We start from the raw sequence: 19,382 nt of genomic DNA on the forward strand, positions 1-19,382 counted from the left end.
CTACACATGCACCTTGCCAATTCCTGCAGGGAACGGTGCTCATGTTACGCAGCGGCCCGGCCGTATTGGCGTGACGACAGCGGCAGGCAGCCGGCAACTGCGGGTCCACATTTTTGACGCATACCGCGATGACTGATCCCACCAAAAGCCCAGCCGATGTCCCACCCGGCGACGACGCGCCCACCACCAGCCTGCTGGCCTGGTTCAAAGCCTTTGTGGCCCGTTTGCGCGACTGGTTGTCGATCCAGGCCTTTGGCATGAAGTTCGCCGTTCTGGCCGTGGCATTGATGATTCCGGCAAGTGCTTATTACGCCTGGTCGACCCTGGAGCGGCAGGAAAAAATGGCGCTGGAAGTCAAGGCCATGGCCGCGTCGGGGCCGGGAGTTGAAGCGGCCTGGACTTACAACACCGCATTGCCGGTCGTCTTCGGAAGCGGGTCGGTCCTGAGCTTCCTCGAAGCCCATCCGGTCACGCGCATCACCATCATTTACCGGCCAATTTTGTGGACCGTTTCCGAGCGTTTTGTGCTGATTGAATCGGAGGGCAGGCAGTACGCCTATTACCCCTCGGACTTGGAAACCAAGATACTGGCCGACAAAGCCGTCACAGCGCCCTGGGGCGGCAAGCTCACCTTCGTGCCCCGGGGCGCGCTTGATGATGCGAGCAAGGACATGCTGGCGCGCCTTGAGCAACGTTTCGGTGACGCACGTCCGCAATCCGAACAGGATGCCTGGAAAGGCGGTGCCAGCGCGCTGGTATCAGCGACCTTGACGCTGGGGCTCATCGCCTTCCTCTGGTACCAGACAGGCGGGCAGCGCAAATCCCTCAAGTTCATTTCCCCGGGGCAGATCAGCGGCGACTTGGCGGACCTCGTCGGCATGGACGACATCAAGGCCGAGGTTGCGCAAATCCGCGACCAATATGAGCGCCGCCTCGAGTACGCCGCTTATGGCGTGAACAAGCCTTTCAACGTGATGTTCAGCGGCCCTGCGGGTACCGGCAAAACCAAGCTGGCCAGCTACCTCGCCAAAGAGCTGAACCTGCCGATTCTTTTCCATTCAGCTGCCAACCTTGAAACTGGCTATGTGGCCGGCGGCTCGAACACCTTGTCGCGCATCCTGGCGCTGGCCAAGCGGCGTAAACGCTGCATCGTCTTTCTTGATGAAGCGCAGGACCTTTTCATGCGGCGCGGCGGCAACCGCAAATATGACGACGATACGCAGAACATGTTGCTGGCCATCCTGGACGGTGTGCGGACCAAATCGGATACTGAAATCATCTGGATCGTGGCGTCCAACTTTAATTCGGCCAACCTGCAGATGGACGAGGCCATGCTGCGCCGCTTCCAGATGAAGGTCGACTTCCGCATGCCCAACCAGCAGGAGCGCCTGGCCATCACTGGCCACTACCTGCGCCAGCGTGCCGACAAGGTGCTGCCCGACATGGACCTGCGCCATTTTGTCGAACTGACGGAAGGCTGCAGCCCGGCAGACCTCGAAACCATGGTCAACCAGGCCGGCATCATCGCGGTGCAGGCGGGCCAGATGATAGGCGCGCATACCCTGATGCAGGCCGCCGAGCGTGTGCTGGTGGGCAATGTCAACGACAACACCACCAAAGAGCGCGAGCGTGACCGGCGCATCATCGCCGTGCATGAGTGGGGCCACTTCCTGATGGATTTCCAGCACCGGCGCAAGCTGGCCGGCGACAACTGGAACGCGCTGCTGGCCGACATGACCACCATCAAAATTTCATTGAAGGCCAACCCCCGCAACAATGCCCTCGGCTTTGTACTGCACAAGCAGGACAGCAACCTGCTGCAGACCAAGGGTGACATGGAGCATGAGGTGAGGGTGCTGCTGGGCGGCATGGCGAACGAGGAGATCTTCTTCGGCGAAGACGGAACCACGGGCGGCGCCCACAATGACATCACCCGCGTCACGCGGCTGCTGCACCATGCGGTGGCTGAAATGGGTATGTACCGCAAGACCCGGCTGAATTACGCCGCGCTCCTCAAGGACGGCGGCACGGCACCGCCGGACGAGGAAACCCGCAGCATCATGGAAGCCCAGAGCGAGCGGCTTTACAGTGAAACCAAGGCCACGCTGGCGCAGTACACCGCCTTGACGGAGTATCTGACCGGCTGCCTGATGAATGCCGGAGAGATGACACTGAGCGAAGCACTCCGCGAAATCAGGTACTTTGAAAGCCTGACTGCCGCACCGGATCTGGCGCTGTCTGGGCCGGGTTCCAGCCAGTGGATGCCAGCCTGAGTCAACGAACCTTTGCAGCTTCGTCCTCACCGCCCAAAGAAAAAGCCCTGCAATGCAGGGCTTTTTGCATGGGCCGGAGCGGTCTAGCGTGACGCTGGTGCGGCCGGCGTTGGGGTAGCCGCTGCATTGGGCGCCTGCGTGGGCGCGGGGGCCGGCATGGCGGGTGCAGTCGGTGTGGCGGCCGGTGCACTCATGGCAGCGGGCGCGGCCATGGGTGCTGCCGGGGCCGCCGCGGCTTCACCGCCGTGGAACTTCATCACCAGCGGCACGATCAGCAGCGCCACGATGTTGATGATCTTGATCAGCGGGTTCACGGCCGGGCCGGCTGTGTCCTTGTAGGGGTCGCCCACGGTGTCGCCGGTCACTGCGGCCTTGTGTGCCTCGGAACCCTTGCCGCCGTGATGGCCGTCTTCAATGTACTTCTTGGCGTTGTCCCAGGCGCCGCCGCCGGTGCACATCGAGATGGCAACGAAGAGGCCGGTGACGATGGTTCCCATCAGCAGACCACCCAGTGCCTGGGGACCGAGCGCCAGGCCGACCACGATGGGTACGACCACGGGCAGCAGCGAGGGGATCATCATTTCCTTGATGGCGGCTGTGGTCAGCATGTCCACGGCGGTGTCGTACTCGGGCTTGCCCGTGCCGTCCATGATGCCCTTGATGTCGCGGAACTGGCGGCGCACTTCAACTACCACGGCGCCGGCTGCGCGGCCCACGGCTTCCATCGCCATGGCGCCGAACAGGTAGGGAATCAGGCCACCGATAAAGAGGCCGACGATGACCTTGGGATTGCTCAAGTCGAAGCTGATCACGTTGCCGTAGGCTTCCAGCTTGTGTGTGTAGTCGGCAAACAGCACCAGCGCGGCCAGGCCGGCGGAGCCGATGGCATAGCCCTTGGTCACGGCCTTGGTGGTGTTTCCCACGGCGTCCAGCGGGTCGGTAACGGCCCGCACCTCGGGGGGCATGTCGGCCATCTCGGCGATGCCGCCGGCGTTGTCGGTGATGGGGCCGTAGGCGTCCAGTGCGACCACGATGCCCGCCATGCTCAGCATGGAGGTGGCGGCAATCGCAATGCCGTACAGGCCCGCCAGCGAATACGCCGTCAGGATGGCGATACAGACAAAAATCACCGGCCATGCGGTCGAGCGCATGGAGACGCCCAGGCCGGCAATGATGTTGGTGCCGTGGCCGGTGGTGGAGGCCTGTGCAATGTGCTGCACCGGCTTGTACTGCGTGCCGGTGTAGTACTCGGTAACCCAGCACAGCGCACCGGTCAGGATCAGGCCGACCGCGCAGGCACCGAAGAGGCGTATCTGCGTGCCGCTTGCCGTGACGGCGTTGTCGGGCATCAACCACATCGTGACGAAGTAGAAAGCGATCAGCGACAGTACGCCAGCAATCGCCAGACCCTTGTACAGGGCCGGCATCACGTTCTTCATGCCGGGAGAGGCCTTGACGAAGAAGCAGCCGATGATGGAGGCGATGATGGACACGCCGCCCAGCGCCAGCGGGTAGACCGCGGCAGTGGCGCCCGCGCCTGAGAGCAGCAGGGCGCCCAGCACCATGGTGGCGATCAGCGTGACCGCGTAGGTTTCAAACAGGTCGGCGGCCATGCCGGCGCAGTCACCCACGTTGTCGCCCACGTTGTCGGCAATCACGGCGGGGTTGCGCGGGTCGTCTTCGGGAATACCTGCTTCGACCTTGCCCACCAGGTCGGCACCGACGTCGGCGCCCTTGGTGAAGATGCCGCCGCCCAGCCGGGCGAAGATGGAAATCAGCGACGAGCCGAAAGCAAAACCAATCAGCGGATTGAGCAGGTTGGCCAGCTTGAGGTCGGGTGTGTAGTTGCCATTGCCCACCAGGAACCAGTAAAAGCCGGTCACGCCCAGAAGGCCCAGGCCCACGACCAGCATGCCCGTGATGGCGCCGCCGCGAAAGGCGACGTCAAGCGCGGGGCCAATGCCTTTGGTGGCGGCTTGGGCGGTGCGCACATTGGCGCGAACCGACACGTTCATGCCGATAAAGCCGCAAGCGCCTGACAGCACTGCGCCGACGACGAAGCCGATGGCGGTTTTTCCGTCAAGGAAAAAGCCGATCAGTACGGTGAGGACGACGCCCACCATGGCGATGGTTTTGTATTGCCGTGCCAGGTAGGCGGCGGCGCCGGTCTGGATGGCGGCTGCAATTTCCTGCATGCGGGCATTGCCGGCATCCTGGGAAAGAATCCAGCTGCGAGCCCAGATGCCGTAACCCACGGCGACCAGCCCGCAGACGAGCGCAAGAATAAGCGCTGAGTTGCCTGTCATAGAAATCTCCTACGTTGTTTTTCGCTTGGAGGGGGTTTCAACGCTAGCAAATGGTGTCTTGACCCCCGCTGCGTTGCTTCCTCGTTGCTTGGTCTACGTAGAGACAAGACGATTGGCCAACTCGCGCAATTTACAGTGAAAACATGACAACTTTAAGAACCGTAAGGTGTGAATCAGTAAAATGAGGGTAAATACCGAGCAGTTGGCCTGTGCCACGGCTGCGCAGGTAGCCCATGTGTTTTAAGAATCTTCTTTTCTCCTTTCTTCCCTTCCTTTCTTCTTCCTTCCATAAAGAACTCAAGCGACCATGTCCCTCGATAAAGTTTCCCCCGGCAAAAACGTTCCCGAATCCTTCAACGTCATCATCGAGATCCCGATGAATGCCGACCCGGTGAAATACGAGGTGGACAAGGAGTCCGGCGCGATTTTTGTGGACCGCTTCATGAGCACGTCCATGCACTACCCGACCAATTACGGTTACGTGCCCAAGACCATCAGCGGCGACGGCGACCCGGTCGACGTGCTGGTGATCACCCCGGTGCCCCTGATTCCCGGGGTGGTGGTGACCTGCCGCGCCATCGGCATCCTGAAGATGACCGACGAAGCCGGTGAAGACGGCAAGGTGCTGGCGGTGCCCATCGACAAGAAATGCTCGCTCTACACCCAGTGGCAAAAACCTGAAGACATGAACCCGCTGCGCCTGAAGACGATTGCGCACTTCTTCGAGCACTACAAAGACCTGGAAGAAGGCAAATGGGTCAAGGTGCTGGGCTGGGAAGGCCCGGACGCGGCCAAAAAAGAGATCACGGATGGCATTGCCAACTATGCAAAGGCCGGCAAGGCTTGAGACCCGGGCGCCAAGCCTGAAAATTTAAGCGTTTTAGTGCTGTAACTAGCACACGCCGTGCGCAAGCAGCTATAAAAAGTATAGCGGTGGCGATGAGGGAAACGTAAAAAGGCGCGTGCAGCGTGGTCTGCAGGCGCTTTTTTTATGCTTGGGTGAGACGGTGTGCGCCGCCGCCCGGCGCCACGTTGAAGCCTTACGCTTTTCGCGCAGGGTCCGGGAACACCAGGCCGTGCAGCTTGCCCTTGTCCTCGCGCGAAAACGGCTTCCATTGGCCTTCCGGCTGTGCCAGGCGGTCGGCCACGGCCCACCAGGCGCTGGGGTTCACGCCCATGCCGATATGGCTGGCCAGCACTTCGATGTTTTCGGTCTGCGGATGAGTGGCACTGGCTGCCTGGATGCTGGCCTGCCAGGCGACCACGCCGTCGCTGCGCGAATAAATGCTGGTGGTCGGCACAGGCGGGGCGGCCGGCAGATCGTAGCTTTCGGATTCGCGCTCGACGTTGCGGCCGCTGGTGAGTTCATAGATGCGCCAGGCGTTGGTGGCCTTGTGCGAGCCCGCGAAGGGCGTGCCCAGCGTGATCACGCCGCGCACCATGTGCGGCAGCTCCTTGGCCAGTTCGCGCGCATACACGCCGCCCAGGCTCCAGCCGATCAGGCTGACCTTGCGGCCTGTGGCGTCGAAGGTGCGAGCGAGGCTGTCGCGGGCTTCTTCCAGCACGCCGGCGCGCGGGCCGAAGTTAAAGCCCTGTTCCCAGCCCCAGGGCCTGTAATTGAGCGACTGCAGGTATTGGCGCAGCGGCACCGTGGTGGCGTCATTGGCCGACAGGCCCGGAAACACCATCACCGCATGGCCGTCGCCACGTGGCGCGCGGGCCAGCAAGGGCCAGGCGGGAAGCAATGCGCCGAATTCCCAGAATGCACGCAACTCAAGCGCCAGCAACCACGCGCTGGGCGGAACATCGTGCGGGGACGTTTCTGCTTGATCTTGAGGGGAGGATGAAGACGGATTTCGCCTGGATGACGGGCTTGCCATGGCTTGAAGCATTGATTGTCTTGTTGGAGTTCTGACTAGGGTCTGATAGCGCTGTTTTTGCAAGATGCGTTGCGAGTCAAAAAGGCCATGAGCAAGGCGCAAAACGCAGGCGGGGTGAACCCCGTCAAGGCTTTGCAACGCCGCGCAGGGCCTTTTTGATCGCAACCCGTAGGGAACGGGGTAAAAAAGGCGCCACTCGGCGTTGCGCTCCTAGCTCAGACGCCCGGTCTGAGCGTCGTCGCGCGCCTTGATTGGCGCCTTTTTTACCCCGTTCGCATTTGCAAAAACAGCGCTATTAGACCCTAAGAGTATGGAGGCGCTTACAGGTTTTTACAGAGGGAGGCACCTCTAACTTGAGCGCTTCGCCGTGGTTTTCGTCGCGTTCGTGACAGCGGCTTTGCGGGTTTTTACCGGGGCGGCCTTCACTGCGGTTTTAACTGAGACCTTTTTTGCCCCCTTTTTCGGCGCGGGCGCCGTGGCGGCGGGTGCAACAGGCGCCGTGCTCACCATCAAGGCTTGGGCCTGAGTGAAGGCCTCCTCGATTGCTTTCGCCAAATCCTTCGCATGCGGCAGCGCCTTCTTGTCGGCAACGATGCCGAAATCCACATGGCCGGCGTAAGTCTGGATGGTGATGTTGAGCGCCAGCCCATGCATGACGATGGACAGCGGGTGGAAGGTCAGGAACTTCGCGCCGGCCAGGTACAGCGGCACCGGCGGGCCCGGCACGTTGGAAATCGCCAGGTTGGCTACCATGGGCAGGCGGCTGGCGATGCCGCTTTTGCCGTAGGCGTTCAGCGCCATTTTGGCCGCGCCGCCCACCAGCCACGGCGCCAGCAGCGAAGGGTAGTCGGTCGGCAGCAGGCCCTTCAGGCTTTGCATCGATGTTTTTACCTTGGCGGTCGATGCCATGATGGCGTTCATGCGCTTGAGCGGGTGCGCCAGCTGCGTGCCCAGCTCCACCAGGCTCATGCTCACCTGGTTGCCCAGGTTGCTGGCGTCGGTGGCGCCGGCTTCGCGCAGTGACACCGGCATGGCCGCCACCAGCGATTTTTTCGGCAGGCTGTGGTGCTGCGTGAGGTAGCTGCGCAGCGCTGTTGAGCAGATCCACAACACCACGTCATTGAATGAGCCGCCCACCGCCTTGCCCATGGCCTTGCATTCAGCCAGCGGCAGGGTGGCCGTCACAAAGACACGATCCGTGGTGATGCCGGTATTGAATGGTGTTTGTGGCGCCAGCTTCATCGGCATTTTGGGCTTGATGCCCGTGGCCGAACTGGTGGTGGATTGTTTTGCCAGCGTGCTGCCAAAAGTGCTGGCCGCGGACGGCAGTGCCTTGGCGAGCTTGGCCAATTGGCCCAGCGAACTCGAAAACACCGAACCGATCATCTTGCCCAGCTTCAGGTCGGCCTCGGTTTTGCGGCGGCGGGCAGGGTCGGGCGGTGGCACCTCGCGCGGTACCGGGCTGAAGTCGAGCAGGGCATTGGCCAGCATCACGCCGCCCTTGCCGTCCAGCGCCGCATGGTGAATCTTCGAGAAAAACCCAGCCACCACCTTGCCGCCTTGCGATGCGGGCAGCTGGATGCGGTCAAAAATATAAAACTCCCAGAGCGGGAAATTGCGGTCAATGACCTCGCTGTGCAGTTGCGCGCACAGCTTGTGCACCTCGGCCAGCGTCATGGGCGTCGCCCGTTTTTTGGCGGAGTCCGCGCGGCGGATGTGAAAGTCGATATCCACCTCGTCGGCATCCACCCACAGCGGGTGGCCCAGATCCAGCGGCATGAACACCAGCTTGCGGCTGAATACCGGCGCCAGGTGCATGCGTTTGGCGATGTGCGCTTTGACCGCCTTGTGAAAGCTGCCCTTGAAGCCCTGCGGCAGTTCGCACAGGTTGAGCGAGCCCACATGCATGGGCATCTCGGGGGTTTCAAGGTAAAGAAAGGTCGCGTCCAGGCCGGTGAGGGATTTCATTGTTGTTGTCTCCGTGAGGGAGACATTAACCGAGCAGGACGGGTTGCGGCACTAGGGTTTGCCGTAGCCGCCGCTGTCACGCCAAGCTCAGCGCGCGGCCGTGATTGCGTTCAAGCTTCGCAGTCGCCGAGCATTCCCTGTTCGTCGTCGTTGAGCCCGGCTACCGGCGTCGCCTTGGCCAGCGCCATCCATACGCCCAGCGGCAGCTGCTGGCGCGTGCGCCGCGGCGCGGCCCTGGCAACGGCCAGGCGCGCGTTGTCCAGCACCATCACACCGCATTCCAGCGGCACCTCGCTGGCATCGCCGATCGGCCGGCCCTTGGCGTCGCAACCGAGCACATACCAGCACTCGCCGCCCAGGTCGAGGTAGGCGGCGCGTTTTTCGGGGCGGCGCAGGTCGCCCAGCAGGTCGGAGCGGTGCACCTTGATCTCGTGCACGATCGGTTCGACATATTCCTGCACGGTGGTGTTGCGGATGGAAAACACGTCGGGCCGGGCGATGCACCAGCGAGCCTTGCCGCCTTCTTCTTCGGGCGGCAGCTGGGCACGCAAACCCAGGCCGCGCCAGGTGATGCGGCCGGCACGCACCATTTCGCAGGCCACCTGTTCGACCAGTGCCTCGTGCTTTGAAAGCGCCGAGCGGTTGCGCACGAGCACGGTGGCCAGGTAGGCCACGCCGGCATCGGTCACGCGCAGGGTTTCGTGGCCTGCAGGGCCGGCCACGCGCTGCAGCATGCCGGTGGCCAGCAGTTCGATCTCCAGCAGGTCCTGGCAGGGCCAGCCGGCGGAGCGGTAGACCTCACGCAGGCGCCGGGCATGCGGACGGCCCAGCAGGGGCGCAGGGTCGGCAGTCTGCGTTTCGGGGTTTTCGGGTGTAGCAGTCACGAGAGCATTCATGGGGAAATAGCGGTTTGAGCCGGCGGCAAGGTGGCCGCCGGCGCCTTGAAAACCGTTCGAAAACAGGCGTGAAAGACAGAGCTTAAATCAAGCTGTGGCTTAAGGGAAATGAACCGTTGGCGCAATACTGGCGGACGCAAGCAGCTATCAATACGATAGCGTTACGGCGTTTCCGCGTTCACCGCAGGCGGCGGTGGTTGCCCTGCGAAGCGGGCCGCCGGCCAAGCGGCCCAGGGGGTCAAAGCGGGAGGATCTCGAAGCGCGCGTTGTCCAGGTTGTCGCCCAGCGGCCGCATCGCCGCCAGAATCGCGTCGGTCTCGGCGTGTTGCCAGAGCGCGATGACCTGTTCTTCCGCCTCTGAGGCGTTCTCCAGCGGCAGGCCTTCGTGCAGCGTTTGCGTCAGCATGTAGGCCTGAAGCGAAGGCAGTACATATTCGGGGCCGCCCAAGGCGAATTCAAGTGCCATGCGAAAACGCAGTTCGGCCGCTGCGCGCTCGTCGGCGGTCAGGGTTGGGCATTCGACGAGGTTGACGGTGTACGTACGTTCGTTGGCGCGGTTTTTGTTGCTCATGGAAATTCCTTTGAACGGGCTTTATAGCAAATAACGCTTGCCCGTGTGATGACAGGTATGACGGGGTTGCAGGTATGGGTGGGAGCGCGGCCAGTGCGTGTTTTGCACAGAATATTTATGGAAAAAGTCCATGAAACCCAATATGGGTAAGCGCAAGCAGCTATGAAAAACGTAGCGCCTGCGGCTAATGCAAGCCAGTGCCTAAGCCGAAGTGCGTGGCGCAGCTTGCCTGAAAGGGCTGCGGCGTTCCAGGTCTTCCATGTAGTTGTCGATGCCGGCGCCTTCGCGCGCCAGGAAGCGCTCGACCGCATCGGCAAACGAAGGATGCGCCAGCCAGTGAGCGCTGGTGGTTTTGACGGGCAGCAGGGCGCGGGCCATTTTGTGCTCGCCCTGCGCGCCGCCTTCGAAACGGTGGTAGCCGTGCTCAATGCACCACTGCAGCGGCTGGTAGTAGCAGGCTTCAAAGTGCAGGCAGTCGACGCGGGCGAGGGCGCCCCAGTAACGGCCGTACGCAACCAGGGACTGGTTTTCGGCACTTTCGTCGCCGTGATCCCTTTCAGGACGGGCACTGACGGCGATCAGGCTTGTCGCGACGGGCCGCCGCTGGCCGTCGGCGTTGTGCTCCGCCACAAACAGCAGCCAGTTCTCCGGCATGGTGTCCTGCATGCGCTGGAAGAAGTCGCGGCTCAGGTAAGGCGCGTTGCCGTGCTCGTAATAAGTACGCTCGTAGCAGCGGTAGAAAAAATCCCAGTCGGCGTTGCTGATGCCCTTGCCCAGCGACCAGCGGAAAGTGATGCCCGCCTCGGCGACCTTGCGGCGCTCCTGGCGGATCTTTTTGCGTTTTTCCTGGCTGAGCGACATCAGGAAGTCGTCGAAGTTGCGGTAGCTGGAAGGTGGTCCAGTCCAGTGGAATTGGACTGTGTGGCGGAGCATTAAACCAGCTTCTTCACACGCCACCACGTCTTCATCGGTCGTGAACAGCAGGTGCAGGGATGAAAGGTCTTCTTCGGTGCACCAGGCCACCAGGGCCTTGATCAGCAAGCTGCGTTCTTCGGCCGTGCGGGCCAGCAGGCGGGCGCCGGGTACGGGTGTGAAGGGCACGGCGACCAGTGCCTTGGGATAGTACTCAAGCCCATGCTGCTGGTAGGCATTCGCCCAGGCGTGGTCGAACACGTATTCACCGTAGGAATGCTCCTTGAGGTAAAGCGCGCAGGCGCCTGCAAGCACCTTGCCCTGCCAGAGGGTGACAAAACGCGGTGTCCAGCCGGTTTCGGGCGTGGCGCTGCCGCTTTCGTGCAGCGCGGCCAGGTATTCATGGCGCATGAAGGGGTTTGCGGGCCCGCCCGGGCTTTGCGCCGCCAGCAGGGCGTTCCACTCGGCCGCATTCACCTCCAGCGGTGAATTCAGCACGCGAATGACATAATCGTTTGAGTTCTTTTTCACGTGTTTTCGGGGTTCTACTTCAACATGCCACTCAAAATCTGCGTTGCCCAATTGAACTATTGCGTCGGCGATATGCCGGGTAATGCGCAAAAGATCATCGACGCTGCCCGCACGGCCTATGAGGGCGGTGCCCGGCTGCTGCTGACGCCCGAGCTGGCCATTTGCGGCTATGCGGCAGAAGACCTGTTCTTGCGCCCATCGTTCATCCAGGCCTGTGATGATGCCGTGAATCTGGTGGCCCGCGAGCTGGCCGGGTTAAAAGGCCTGACAGTGGTGGTGGGCACGCCCACCCACGGCGACAACGGCAAGGGCCTGCGCACCAAAAGTGTGGAAGTGCAGCAGCGCCACAATGCGGCCAGGGTGCTGCGCGAGGGCCGCGTCGTCGACACCTATGCCAAGCGCGAACTGCCGAATTACCAGGTGTTTGACGAACGCCGCTATTTCACGCCGGGGCAGGGCACTTGCGTCTTCCAGGCCGGGGAAGGTGATGACGCCGTCAGCGTCGGGCTGCTGATTTGCGAAGACGCCTGGTTTGAAGAGCCGGCACGCCTGGCCAGGGAAGCGGGTGCCGAACTGCTGGCGGTCATCAATGCCTCGCCGTTTCACGTCGGCAAAGGCGGCGAACGTGAGCAGATGATGCAGGTCCGGGCCCAAGCCACCGGGTTGCCGCTGATTTATGCGCACCTGGTGGGGGGGCAGGACGAAATCGTTTTTGAAGGGGCGTCTTTTGCGCTGCAGGCCGATGGCGCCCTGGCCGGAAGGGCTGAAAGTTTCAAGGAAAATCTGTTTGTAATTCAGGCGGGACGAGCGCAAGCAGCTATTAAATTAATAGCAAGCACGGTGCCTGAACGCAGCCACGAGGCGGACTTGTGGGACGCGCTGGTGCTGGGCGTGCGCGACTACCTCGGTAAAAACGGTTTTCCCGGTGCCATCCTGGGGCTGTCGGGCGGCATTGATTCGGCCCTGGTCTTGGCGATCGCGGTGGATGCGCTGGGCGCCGACAAGGTGCGCGCGGTGATGATGCCTTCGCCCTATACGGCAGACATCTCCTGGATTGATGCGCGCGAAATGGCTGAGCGCGTGAAGGTGCGCTACGACGAGATTTCCATCGTGCCGGAGTTCGAAGCCTTCAAGGCGTCGCTGGCTGGTGAGTTCAAGGGTCTGAAGGAAGACACCACCGAGGAAAACATCCAGGCGCGTATCCGCGGCGTGTTTTTGATGGCGCTGTCGAACAAGTTCGGCTCCATCGTGCTGACCACCGGCAACAAAAGCGAAATGGCGACCGGTTATTGCACGCTCTACGGCGACATGGCCGGCGGCTTTGCGGTCATCAAGGACCTGCTGAAGACCACGGTGTTTCGCCTGGCGCGCTGGCGCAACGAAAACGACCCGTACGGCACGGGCAGCAACCCGATTCCCGAGCGCATCATCACGCGGCCGCCCAGCGCCGAGCTGCGGCCCGACCAGACCGACCAGGACAGCCTGCCGCCCTACGAGGTGCTGGACGCCATCCTGGAGCGCTACATGGAGAACGATCAGGGCGTGGACGCCATCGCCGCTGCCGGGTTTGACCGCGCGCTGGTCGTGCGCGTGGCCCAGCTGATCAGGATCAACGAGTACAAACGCCGCCAGGCGCCCGTGGGTATCAGGGTCACCCACAGGAGCTTTGGCAAGGATTGGCGCTATCCTATTACCAGCAAATTTCGGCAATAGGGCCCCCACGCTCCCCACTGCGTGTGGTTCGCTGCCCCCCGAGGGGGCCGCTGCGCCTGCGGCCCGGCAAAGCCGGTTCCGCGGCCCCTGCTGGGTTTGGGAGAGGATGCCCTATGCTGACGATATTTAGAACGAATGGAGATATTCAGTGAAACAAATTACCGCCGTCCTCAAGCCCTTCAAACTCGAAGAAGTCCGTGAGGCCCTCGCAGAATGCGGTGTTACCGGCCTGACCGTCACTGAAGTCAAGGGCTTTGGCCGCCAGAAGGGCCACACCGAGCTGTACCGTGGCGCCGAATATGTCGTCGATTTCCTGCCGAAGGTCAAGGTCGAGGTCGTGGTGAAAACCGAAGACGTGGAACGCTGCGTGGATGCCATCGTGCGTGCTGCGCGCACCGGCAAGATCGGCGACGGCAAGATTTTCATCACCAGCGTCGAGCGGGTGGTGCGCATCCGCACGGGCGAAGAAGACGAAGCGGCGGTCTAGATAGGCCCCCACGCTTAAATAGGCCCCCACGGTCGCTCACTGCGTGTAGCTTCCTGCCCCCCGAGGGGGCCGCTGCGCCTGCGGTCTGGCGAAGCCAGTCCCGCGGCCCCGGCTGGTATGGGGAGGGGACCCCGGGGGTGTTCTCAGATTTGGTCGAGGCGGGTGTTGCCTGGCGTCATGCCGGCTGCCTGTACCAGCGTTTCAAGCAGTGATTCCGCGTCGCTGCTGGTGCGGATCAGGTCCATCAGCCAGTCATTCATGAAGCCGGTTTTCACCGAAGAGGCCAGGAACGCCAGCAGGGCGTCGTAGTAGCCGTTCATGTTGAGCAGGCCGACCGGTTTGTCGTGGTAGCCAAGCTGGCGCCAGGTCCATACCTCAAAAAACTCCTCCAGCGTACCGATGCCGCCAGGCAATGCCAGGAACGCATCGGCATGCTCGGCCATCAGGTATTTGCGCTCATGCATGTTTTCCACGATGTGCAGCTCGGTGCATCCGGTGTGGGCCCATTCTTTCTCTACCAGTGCCTTGGGGATGATTCCCACAACACGCCCGCCGGCCGCCAGCGCAGCGTCGGCCATGATGCCCATCAGGCCGTTGCGGCCGCCGCCGTAGACCAGTTGCCCGCCGCGCTTGCCTATCCAGGTGCCGACGAAGGCGGCAATGGCGGCGAATTCGGGCTGGTTGCCGGGACGGGATCCGCAATAAACGCAGATGGAAAAAGCAGGTTTGGAGGCGGGTTTGGAGATATCGGTCACTTTGTTGATGCTTGCATTCATGCGGCAAATCGCTGGAACAGCGCCAGGGCCCATGTACCGGCGCACAACAGCAGGCTGAGCAGGACGGCGGCGCTGCCCATGTCCTTCGCGCGCTTGGAAAGGTCATGCCATTCGGGGCCGATGCGGTCGATGGCGGTTTCAATGCCCGTGTTGAGAAGTTCCACGATCATGATGAGGATGACCGTGCCGGCCAGGAGCACCGTTTCGACCCAACTGCGGCCCAGCCAGAAAGCGGCGGGGATCAGCACAATCGATGCGATCGCTTCCTGGCGAAAAGCGGTTTCGTGCCAGCCTGCGCGCAGGCCGGCAACGGAATAGCCCGTGGCGTGCCAGACGCGGCTCAGGCCCTTGCGGTGTTTTTGGGGGTTGACGGGCTCATTGGAGCCCAGTCGGGAGGTGGCGCCAGCAGGAGCGACATCAGCATCAGATGGCGGCGCTGGCACAGACATGGGAAACGGAACTTGTTCTGACATGGTGCCATTGTCGCGCAGCTTTATGGCACATTGATGTTAGGGCTGATGGGGCGCAGTACTGGCGATACCGGCCTTGTTTTTGGCCTTGCGCCCGGGTTTTTCGGGTGCGACCCAGGTGATGAGCCGCGTGCCTGCCCAGGCGTCGTGCCAAAACTGTTTTTGCGGATGAAAGCGCGCCAGGATGGCCCAGATGGCGACCCATCCCAGCGTCAGTACAGCGCCTTCCCGTCCTGGCAGCGCCATTGCCCAGCTCACGGCCAGGGGTGGCAGAAACCAGAGCCAGCTCAGCGCATAACGCAGCAGGGCGCGTTTCTGGGTGACGGGTTCACCGTTGACGTCGACTACGCGGATGTTCCAGGTTTTCATGGCCAGGGTCTGGCCTTTGGCCCAGAACCAGACGAAGTAAATACCGAAAATCACAAACACGAACGCCTGCAGGGCATGGCGATTGTCCAGGGCATTTCGGGTCTGGCTCAATGTGCTGAAAAGGTAACCGGCCAGAAAAACCACGCCGAACATCAGCATGCCTTCGTACATCCAGCAGGCCATGCGGCGGGGAATGGACGGAATGGGGAGGGTGTCTGTGACTGTCAAAGATGTCGCGATAAAGGTTGGCCACAGTGAACGGCAGCAGGCATGGGCCAAGCCCAGCCGCTGCGGGTAGCGTTTAGCGTTGGGGCGTAGCGCTTGTTGCGGCACCGCTTGCGGACGGCGCGGCGGGCGTAGCAGCTGAGGCAGGTTGCAAAGCCGTGATTTTAGGGCCAGGTTTGCTGGCTGCCTTGACCGGATGCGGTGTCACGGGCGCCAGCTTTTGCGGCGCCACTGGTTTCACCGCTGTTGCCGCTCCGGTAGGCTTTGGACTGGCCTTGGCGGCCAGCTTCTGCTTTTCTTCGGGGCTGAGGGCCTGGTAGGTCTCCCACTTGGCTTTTTTCTCTTCAGGCGTGAGCTGCTTGGAGAGTTCTTTGGTCTTGCCGAAGTTCAGCCGGGCTTGCGCACGCTGCTGGGGGCTCAAGGTGACCCATTCATTCATGCGGCTGTGCAGGTTAGCCTGCCCTTCCGGTGCGAGTGAGGGGTAATTTTTGGAGATTTCCAGCCATTTGCGCTTTTGCGCCTCGCTGACGGTATCCCAGCTTGAAGCCAGCGGTTTGAGCGCCTGCTGCTGCATGGGCGTGAGTTCGGCCCAGGTCGGTTTGGCCACGACGGGCTTGGCAGGAACGGCAGGCGGCTTCACAGCTGCGCTGGCTGGGGCTACGGGTTTAGGCGCCTGTGCAAGGCCCAGAATGGGCCAGGCCAGCAGGGTAGCCGTCACAAGCCCGAACGACAGCCATTGCAGCCTCAACCGCATTGAGCGGCCATCGACCGATGGGGCGCGTCGGGAGATTGCGCGCGGGATCATTGGGCCGTGGGGACTTGGCGTGTGGTTTTGAGGTACTGGACAAAACCCGGATCGGCAAAAGCAGCGGGCGGGAGTTCGTCCGTAAGCAACGCCACATCGACTTCTGCCAGTTCCTGGGCGCGGTTATCGTTCTGGATCGAATTGATGGCCAGCAGGCCGACAACCAGTGCAACAAGGGGAAGGACCGAACCAATCCGTGCCCACCAGCTCAGGCCGTCATCAGATCCCCATGACAGGGCGGCACTTGTGCCAACGCCGACGACGCTGGTGGCGGTTTGTGTTTTGGCGGCTTTACGTTTTGAAACAGCTTGGGCGCGTGCGGCGCGCAGGCGCTCGGAAATGTCGTAAGGCAGGTCTGCAGCTCCTGCGGACAGGTAGGACGCGGTCTTCAGGCCAAAGCGGTCCTGCAGGATTTCGGCTCTTTTTTGTAGTGAGTTAGTCATAGTTTTATACCTTTGGCACTCAGGGCTTTGCTGAGGGCGTGAACTGCACGGGAACAATGTGTTTTGACACTGCCCTCCGAACAGCCCATGGCGGCTGCTGTTTCAGCGACATCCATTTCCTCCCAGTAACGCATCAGAAAGGCTTCCCGTTGACGGCCCGGCAATTCCTTTACCTGCAGTTCGATCTCATGCAATATTTGCGCCCGCTCAGTAGCATCCTGGGCGCTCTCTGTACCCTCTGAGTTGGTAAGGCTCTCTAAAGTTTCCAGAAGATCGAAATCTCCGTCTTCTCCCTGCGATTCAAAGTCGCTCATGTTGGAGAAAAGCGCGTTCCGGGTCTTGCGGCGGCGGAACCAGTCCAGCGTGGTGTTGGCCAGGATGCGCTGGAACAGCATGGGTAGCTCGGCCGCAGGCTTGTCGCCGTAGTGCTGGGCCAGCTTCATCATGCTGTCCTGAACGATGTCAAGGGCCGCTTCTTCATCCCGCACGTGGTAGATGCTGCGCTTGAAAGCCCGTTTTTCAACGCTTTTCAGGAAATCCGAGAGTTCTTGTTCAGTTGCCAACGGTGTGGGGTTCCGGTTCGTCCAGCGCTGCACAGGGTGGTGGTCTGCGGGTACTCGCAGGGCCGATGCCGATAAGGCATGTGTCCAAGGATACAGCTGGAAAATTATCGCATCCCGGCCGGTCCCGGCTGCGATTTTTCACCGCGTGCAGCCATTGCGCAACGCGAAATGTCATAATACGGCCTGCAATTCAAAAGGCAAACGGGTCATGACTCGGCGGTTTATGTTTCCGCTCATGGTTTTGGCCTCAAGTCTCGACGCTGCTTCACAAGAGTGGGCGAAGAGGCACCCAAGGTATTTCGTTAGAGAAATTCACAAAGGTTCATCATGGAAATCTCCAAAGCGGAAATCGCTTCCGCGGCAGCTGCGTCTGCACAAACAAATTCTCAAGAACTCCGCGGCGCGGAAATCCTCATGAAGTCCCTTCAGGCTGAAGGCGTCAAATACATGTGGGGTTATCCGGGCGGTGCAGTCCTGCATATCTACGACGCCGTCTACAAACAGGACTCGATCCAGCATATCCTGGTGCGTCATGAGCAGGCCGCTGTGCACGCAGCCGACGGCTATGCTCGCGCCACAGGCGAGGTGGGCGTGGCGCTGGTCACTTCCGGCCCGGGCGTGACCAACGCCGTGACCGGCATTGCCACCGCCTACATGGACAGCATCCCGATGGTCATCATCACGGGACAGGTTCCTACCCACGCCATCGGGCTGGATGCCTTCCAGGAATGCGACACCGTCGGTATCACCCGGCCCATCGTGAAGCACAACTTCCTGGTCAAGGATGCGCGGCACATGGCCGAAACCCTGAAAAAGGCGTTTCATATCGCCCGCAGCGGCCGGCCCGGCCCTGTGGTCGTTGATATCCCCAAGGACGTGTCCTTCAACAAGGTGCCTTACAACGGCTATCCGCAAACCGTTGAGATGCGCTCTTACAACCCGGTGCGCAAAGGCCATGGCGGGCAGATCCGCAAGGCCCTGCAATTGCTGCTGGCGGCCAAACGGCCCTATATCTACACCGGCGGCGGCGTGTTGCTCAGCAATGCCTCGCAAGAACTGCGCACGCTGGTCGACATGCTGGGCTACCCCTGCACCAACACCTTGATGGGCTTGGGCGCCTATCCGGCCAGCGACAAAAAATTCCTCGGCATGCTGGGTATGCATGGCACCATAGAAGCCAACAACGCGATGCAGCATTGCGACGTGTTGCTGGCGGTAGGTGCGCGTTTTGATGACCGCGTGATTGGCAACCCCAAGCATTTCGCGCAGAACGAACGCAAGATCATCCACATCGACATCGATCCTTCCAGCATTTCGAAGCGCGTGAAGGTCGACATTCCAATCGTGGGCGACGTGAAGGATGTACTGACCGAACTGATTGCCATGATCAAGGAATCCGGCCTCAAGCCTGACGCGAACGCGCTGGGCGGTTGGTGGGACACGATTGAAGGCTGGCGCAAACGCGACTGCATGAAGTACAGCATGGGCAAAGGCGACGTCATCAAGCCCCAGCATGTAGTCGAAACGCTCTGGAAGCTGACCAAAGACGCGGATACCTACATCACGTCGGACGTGGGGCAGCACCAGATGTGGGCCGCGCAGTACTACAAGTTCGACGAGCCGCGCCGCTGGATCAATTCAGGCGGCCTGGGCACCATGGGCGTCGGTATTCCCTATGCCATGGGCATCAAGCTGGCCAAGCCCGACTCGGAAGTGTTCTGCATCACGGGCGAAGGCTCGGTGCAGATGTGCATCCAGGAGCTTTCCACCTGCCTGCAGTACAACACCCCGATCAAGATTGTCTCGCTCAACAACCGTTACCTGGGCATGGTGCGCCAGTGGCAGGAAATTGACTATGAAGGCCGCTACAGCAGCAGCTACATGGACGCGCTGCCCAATTTCGTGAAGCTGGCCGAAGCCTATGGTCACGTCGGCATGCTGATCGAAAAACCGCAGGACGTGGAGCCGGCGCTTCGCGAAGCCCGCAAGCTCAAGGACCGCACGGTGTTCATGGACTTCCGCACGGACCCGACCGAAAACGTGTTCCCGATGGTACAGGCCGGCAAGGGCATTACCGAAATGCTGCTGGGGTCGGAAGACCTCTAGGCCCCACGCCAACCACACCCATTCATTCACCGTCACCTGACGAATCTATTGTCTGCCGAGCCTGCGCATTACCGTGCGCAGGGGAGGG

17 protein-coding genes are annotated in these 19,382 nt (G+C 61.5%); 5 read left to right on the plus strand and 12 right to left on the minus strand.

Features of this window, described 5'->3' with window-relative positions; genetic code table 11:
- Positions 1 to 128: 128 nt before the first annotated feature.
- Positions 129 to 2,273, plus strand: coding sequence for an AAA family ATPase (locus AC1D13_RS04820; RefSeq protein WP_477689054.1), 2,145 nt, complete (start codon positions 129 to 131; stop codon positions 2,271 to 2,273).
- A gap of 83 nt (positions 2,274 to 2,356) precedes the next feature.
- Here AC1D13_RS04820 and AC1D13_RS04825 read toward each other — a convergent pair whose 3' ends face one another.
- Positions 2,357 to 4,579 carry a sodium-translocating pyrophosphatase gene (locus AC1D13_RS04825; RefSeq protein WP_457278618.1) on the minus strand — a complete coding sequence of 741 codons (2,223 nt, stop codon included), beginning with the start codon at positions 4,577 to 4,579 and terminating at the stop codon, positions 2,357 to 2,359.
- Positions 4,580 to 4,886: 307 nt separating this feature from the next.
- Between AC1D13_RS04825 and ppa the strand changes: the two genes are divergently transcribed.
- Positions 4,887 to 5,426: an inorganic diphosphatase gene (gene ppa / locus AC1D13_RS04830; RefSeq protein WP_457278617.1), complete on the plus strand. Its 540-nt coding sequence runs from the start codon at positions 4,887 to 4,889 to the stop codon at positions 5,424 to 5,426.
- A gap of 193 nt (positions 5,427 to 5,619) precedes the next feature.
- Here the strand turns inward: ppa and AC1D13_RS04835 are convergent, their stop codons facing one another.
- The 5 genes from AC1D13_RS04835 to AC1D13_RS04855 form a co-directional block, all read right to left on the minus strand.
- Positions 5,620 to 6,459 (minus strand): alpha/beta hydrolase, encoded by an 840-nt coding sequence (locus tag AC1D13_RS04835; protein ID WP_477689144.1) that lies wholly within the window; start codon positions 6,457 to 6,459, stop codon positions 5,620 to 5,622.
- Between the two features lie 348 nt (positions 6,460 to 6,807).
- Entirely contained in the window at positions 6,808 to 8,427 is a 1,620-nt protein-coding gene (locus AC1D13_RS04840) for a wax ester/triacylglycerol synthase family O-acyltransferase (RefSeq protein ID WP_477689055.1), read from the minus strand.
- 110 nt (positions 8,428 to 8,537) lie between these two features.
- Entirely contained in the window at positions 8,538 to 9,323 is a 786-nt protein-coding gene (locus tag AC1D13_RS04845) for a hypothetical protein (protein WP_477689056.1), read from the minus strand.
- Between the two features lie 238 nt (positions 9,324 to 9,561).
- Positions 9,562 to 9,894: a hypothetical protein gene (locus AC1D13_RS04850; protein WP_457278614.1), complete on the minus strand. Its 333-nt coding sequence runs from the start codon at positions 9,892 to 9,894 to the stop codon at positions 9,562 to 9,564.
- Between the two features lie 201 nt (positions 9,895 to 10,095).
- Positions 10,096 to 11,337, minus strand: a complete 1,242-nt coding sequence (locus AC1D13_RS04855) for a GNAT family N-acetyltransferase (protein WP_477689057.1) — start codon at positions 11,335 to 11,337, stop codon at positions 10,096 to 10,098.
- A gap of 24 nt (positions 11,338 to 11,361) precedes the next feature.
- Between AC1D13_RS04855 and AC1D13_RS04860 the strand changes: the two genes are divergently transcribed.
- Entirely contained in the window at positions 11,362 to 13,050 is a 1,689-nt protein-coding gene (locus AC1D13_RS04860) for an NAD+ synthase (RefSeq protein WP_477689058.1), read from the plus strand.
- 148 nt (positions 13,051 to 13,198) lie between these two features.
- Positions 13,199 to 13,537, plus strand: coding sequence for a P-II family nitrogen regulator (locus tag AC1D13_RS04865; RefSeq protein WP_007869659.1), 339 nt, complete (start codon positions 13,199 to 13,201; stop codon positions 13,535 to 13,537).
- Positions 13,538 to 13,680: 143 nt separating this feature from the next.
- Here AC1D13_RS04865 and AC1D13_RS04870 read toward each other — a convergent pair whose 3' ends face one another.
- The 6 genes from AC1D13_RS04870 to AC1D13_RS04895 form a co-directional block, all read right to left on the minus strand.
- Positions 13,681 to 14,313 carry an LOG family protein gene (locus tag AC1D13_RS04870; RefSeq protein ID WP_477667260.1) on the minus strand — a complete coding sequence of 211 codons (633 nt, stop codon included), beginning with the start codon at positions 14,311 to 14,313 and terminating at the stop codon, positions 13,681 to 13,683.
- Positions 14,310 to 14,786, minus strand: a complete 477-nt coding sequence (locus tag AC1D13_RS04875) for a diacylglycerol kinase (protein WP_477689059.1) — start codon at positions 14,784 to 14,786, stop codon at positions 14,310 to 14,312. Before AC1D13_RS04875 ends, AC1D13_RS04870 begins: the two co-directional genes overlap by 4 nt.
- A gap of 36 nt (positions 14,787 to 14,822) precedes the next feature.
- Positions 14,823 to 15,380 (minus strand): RDD family protein, encoded by a 558-nt coding sequence (locus AC1D13_RS04880; protein WP_457278609.1) that lies wholly within the window; start codon positions 15,378 to 15,380, stop codon positions 14,823 to 14,825.
- 73 nt (positions 15,381 to 15,453) lie between these two features.
- Positions 15,454 to 16,131, minus strand: coding sequence for a DUF3106 domain-containing protein (locus tag AC1D13_RS04885; RefSeq protein ID WP_477667261.1), 678 nt, complete (start codon positions 16,129 to 16,131; stop codon positions 15,454 to 15,456).
- 47 nt (positions 16,132 to 16,178) lie between these two features.
- A complete protein-coding gene (locus AC1D13_RS04890) occupies positions 16,179 to 16,625 on the minus strand; it encodes a DUF3619 family protein (protein WP_477689060.1) in 447 nt (148 codons plus the stop codon).
- On the minus strand, positions 16,622 to 17,188 hold the full coding sequence (locus AC1D13_RS04895) for an RNA polymerase sigma factor (RefSeq protein WP_457279761.1): 567 nt from the start codon (positions 17,186 to 17,188) through the stop codon (positions 16,622 to 16,624). Before AC1D13_RS04895 ends, AC1D13_RS04890 begins: the two co-directional genes overlap by 4 nt.
- Positions 17,189 to 17,515: 327 nt before the next feature.
- Here AC1D13_RS04895 and AC1D13_RS04900 point away from each other — a divergent pair, with 327 nt between their 5' ends.
- Positions 17,516 to 19,294 carry an acetolactate synthase 3 catalytic subunit gene (locus AC1D13_RS04900; protein WP_457278606.1) on the plus strand — a complete coding sequence of 593 codons (1,779 nt, stop codon included), beginning with the start codon at positions 17,516 to 17,518 and terminating at the stop codon, positions 19,292 to 19,294.
- The last annotated feature ends 88 nt before the right edge of the window (positions 19,295 to 19,382 follow it).

Source organism: Polaromonas sp. P1_E12 (genome assembly GCF_056405975.1).

Excerpts from the sequence above, each read along its gene's own strand:
- AC1D13_RS04820 (WP_477689054.1), top strand. The coding sequence starts at position 129 with ATGACTGATCCCACCAAAAGCCCAGCCGATGTCCCACCCGGCGACGAC.
- AC1D13_RS04825 (WP_457278618.1), bottom strand. The coding sequence starts at position 4,579 with ATGACAGGCAACTCAGCGCTTATTCTTGCGCTCGTCTGCGGGCTGGTC.
- ppa (WP_457278617.1), top strand. The coding sequence starts at position 4,887 with ATGTCCCTCGATAAAGTTTCCCCCGGCAAAAACGTTCCCGAATCCTTC.
- AC1D13_RS04835 (WP_477689144.1), bottom strand. The coding sequence starts at position 6,459 with ATGGCAAGCCCGTCATCCAGGCGAAATCCGTCTTCATCCTCCCCTCAA.
- AC1D13_RS04840 (WP_477689055.1), bottom strand. The coding sequence starts at position 8,427 with ATGAAATCCCTCACCGGCCTGGACGCGACCTTTCTTTACCTTGAAACC.
- AC1D13_RS04845 (WP_477689056.1), bottom strand. The coding sequence starts at position 9,323 with ATGAATGCTCTCGTGACTGCTACACCCGAAAACCCCGAAACGCAGACT.
- AC1D13_RS04850 (WP_457278614.1), bottom strand. The coding sequence starts at position 9,894 with ATGAGCAACAAAAACCGCGCCAACGAACGTACGTACACCGTCAACCTC.
- AC1D13_RS04860 (WP_477689058.1), top strand. The coding sequence starts at position 11,362 with ATGCCACTCAAAATCTGCGTTGCCCAATTGAACTATTGCGTCGGCGAT.
- AC1D13_RS04870 (WP_477667260.1), bottom strand. The coding sequence starts at position 14,313 with ATGAATGCAAGCATCAACAAAGTGACCGATATCTCCAAACCCGCCTCC.
- AC1D13_RS04875 (WP_477689059.1), bottom strand. The coding sequence starts at position 14,786 with ATGTCAGAACAAGTTCCGTTTCCCATGTCTGTGCCAGCGCCGCCATCT.
- AC1D13_RS04885 (WP_477667261.1), bottom strand. The coding sequence starts at position 16,131 with ATGCGGTTGAGGCTGCAATGGCTGTCGTTCGGGCTTGTGACGGCTACC.
- AC1D13_RS04890 (WP_477689060.1), bottom strand. The coding sequence starts at position 16,625 with ATGACTAACTCACTACAAAAAAGAGCCGAAATCCTGCAGGACCGCTTT.
- AC1D13_RS04900 (WP_457278606.1), top strand. The coding sequence starts at position 17,516 with ATGGAAATCTCCAAAGCGGAAATCGCTTCCGCGGCAGCTGCGTCTGCA.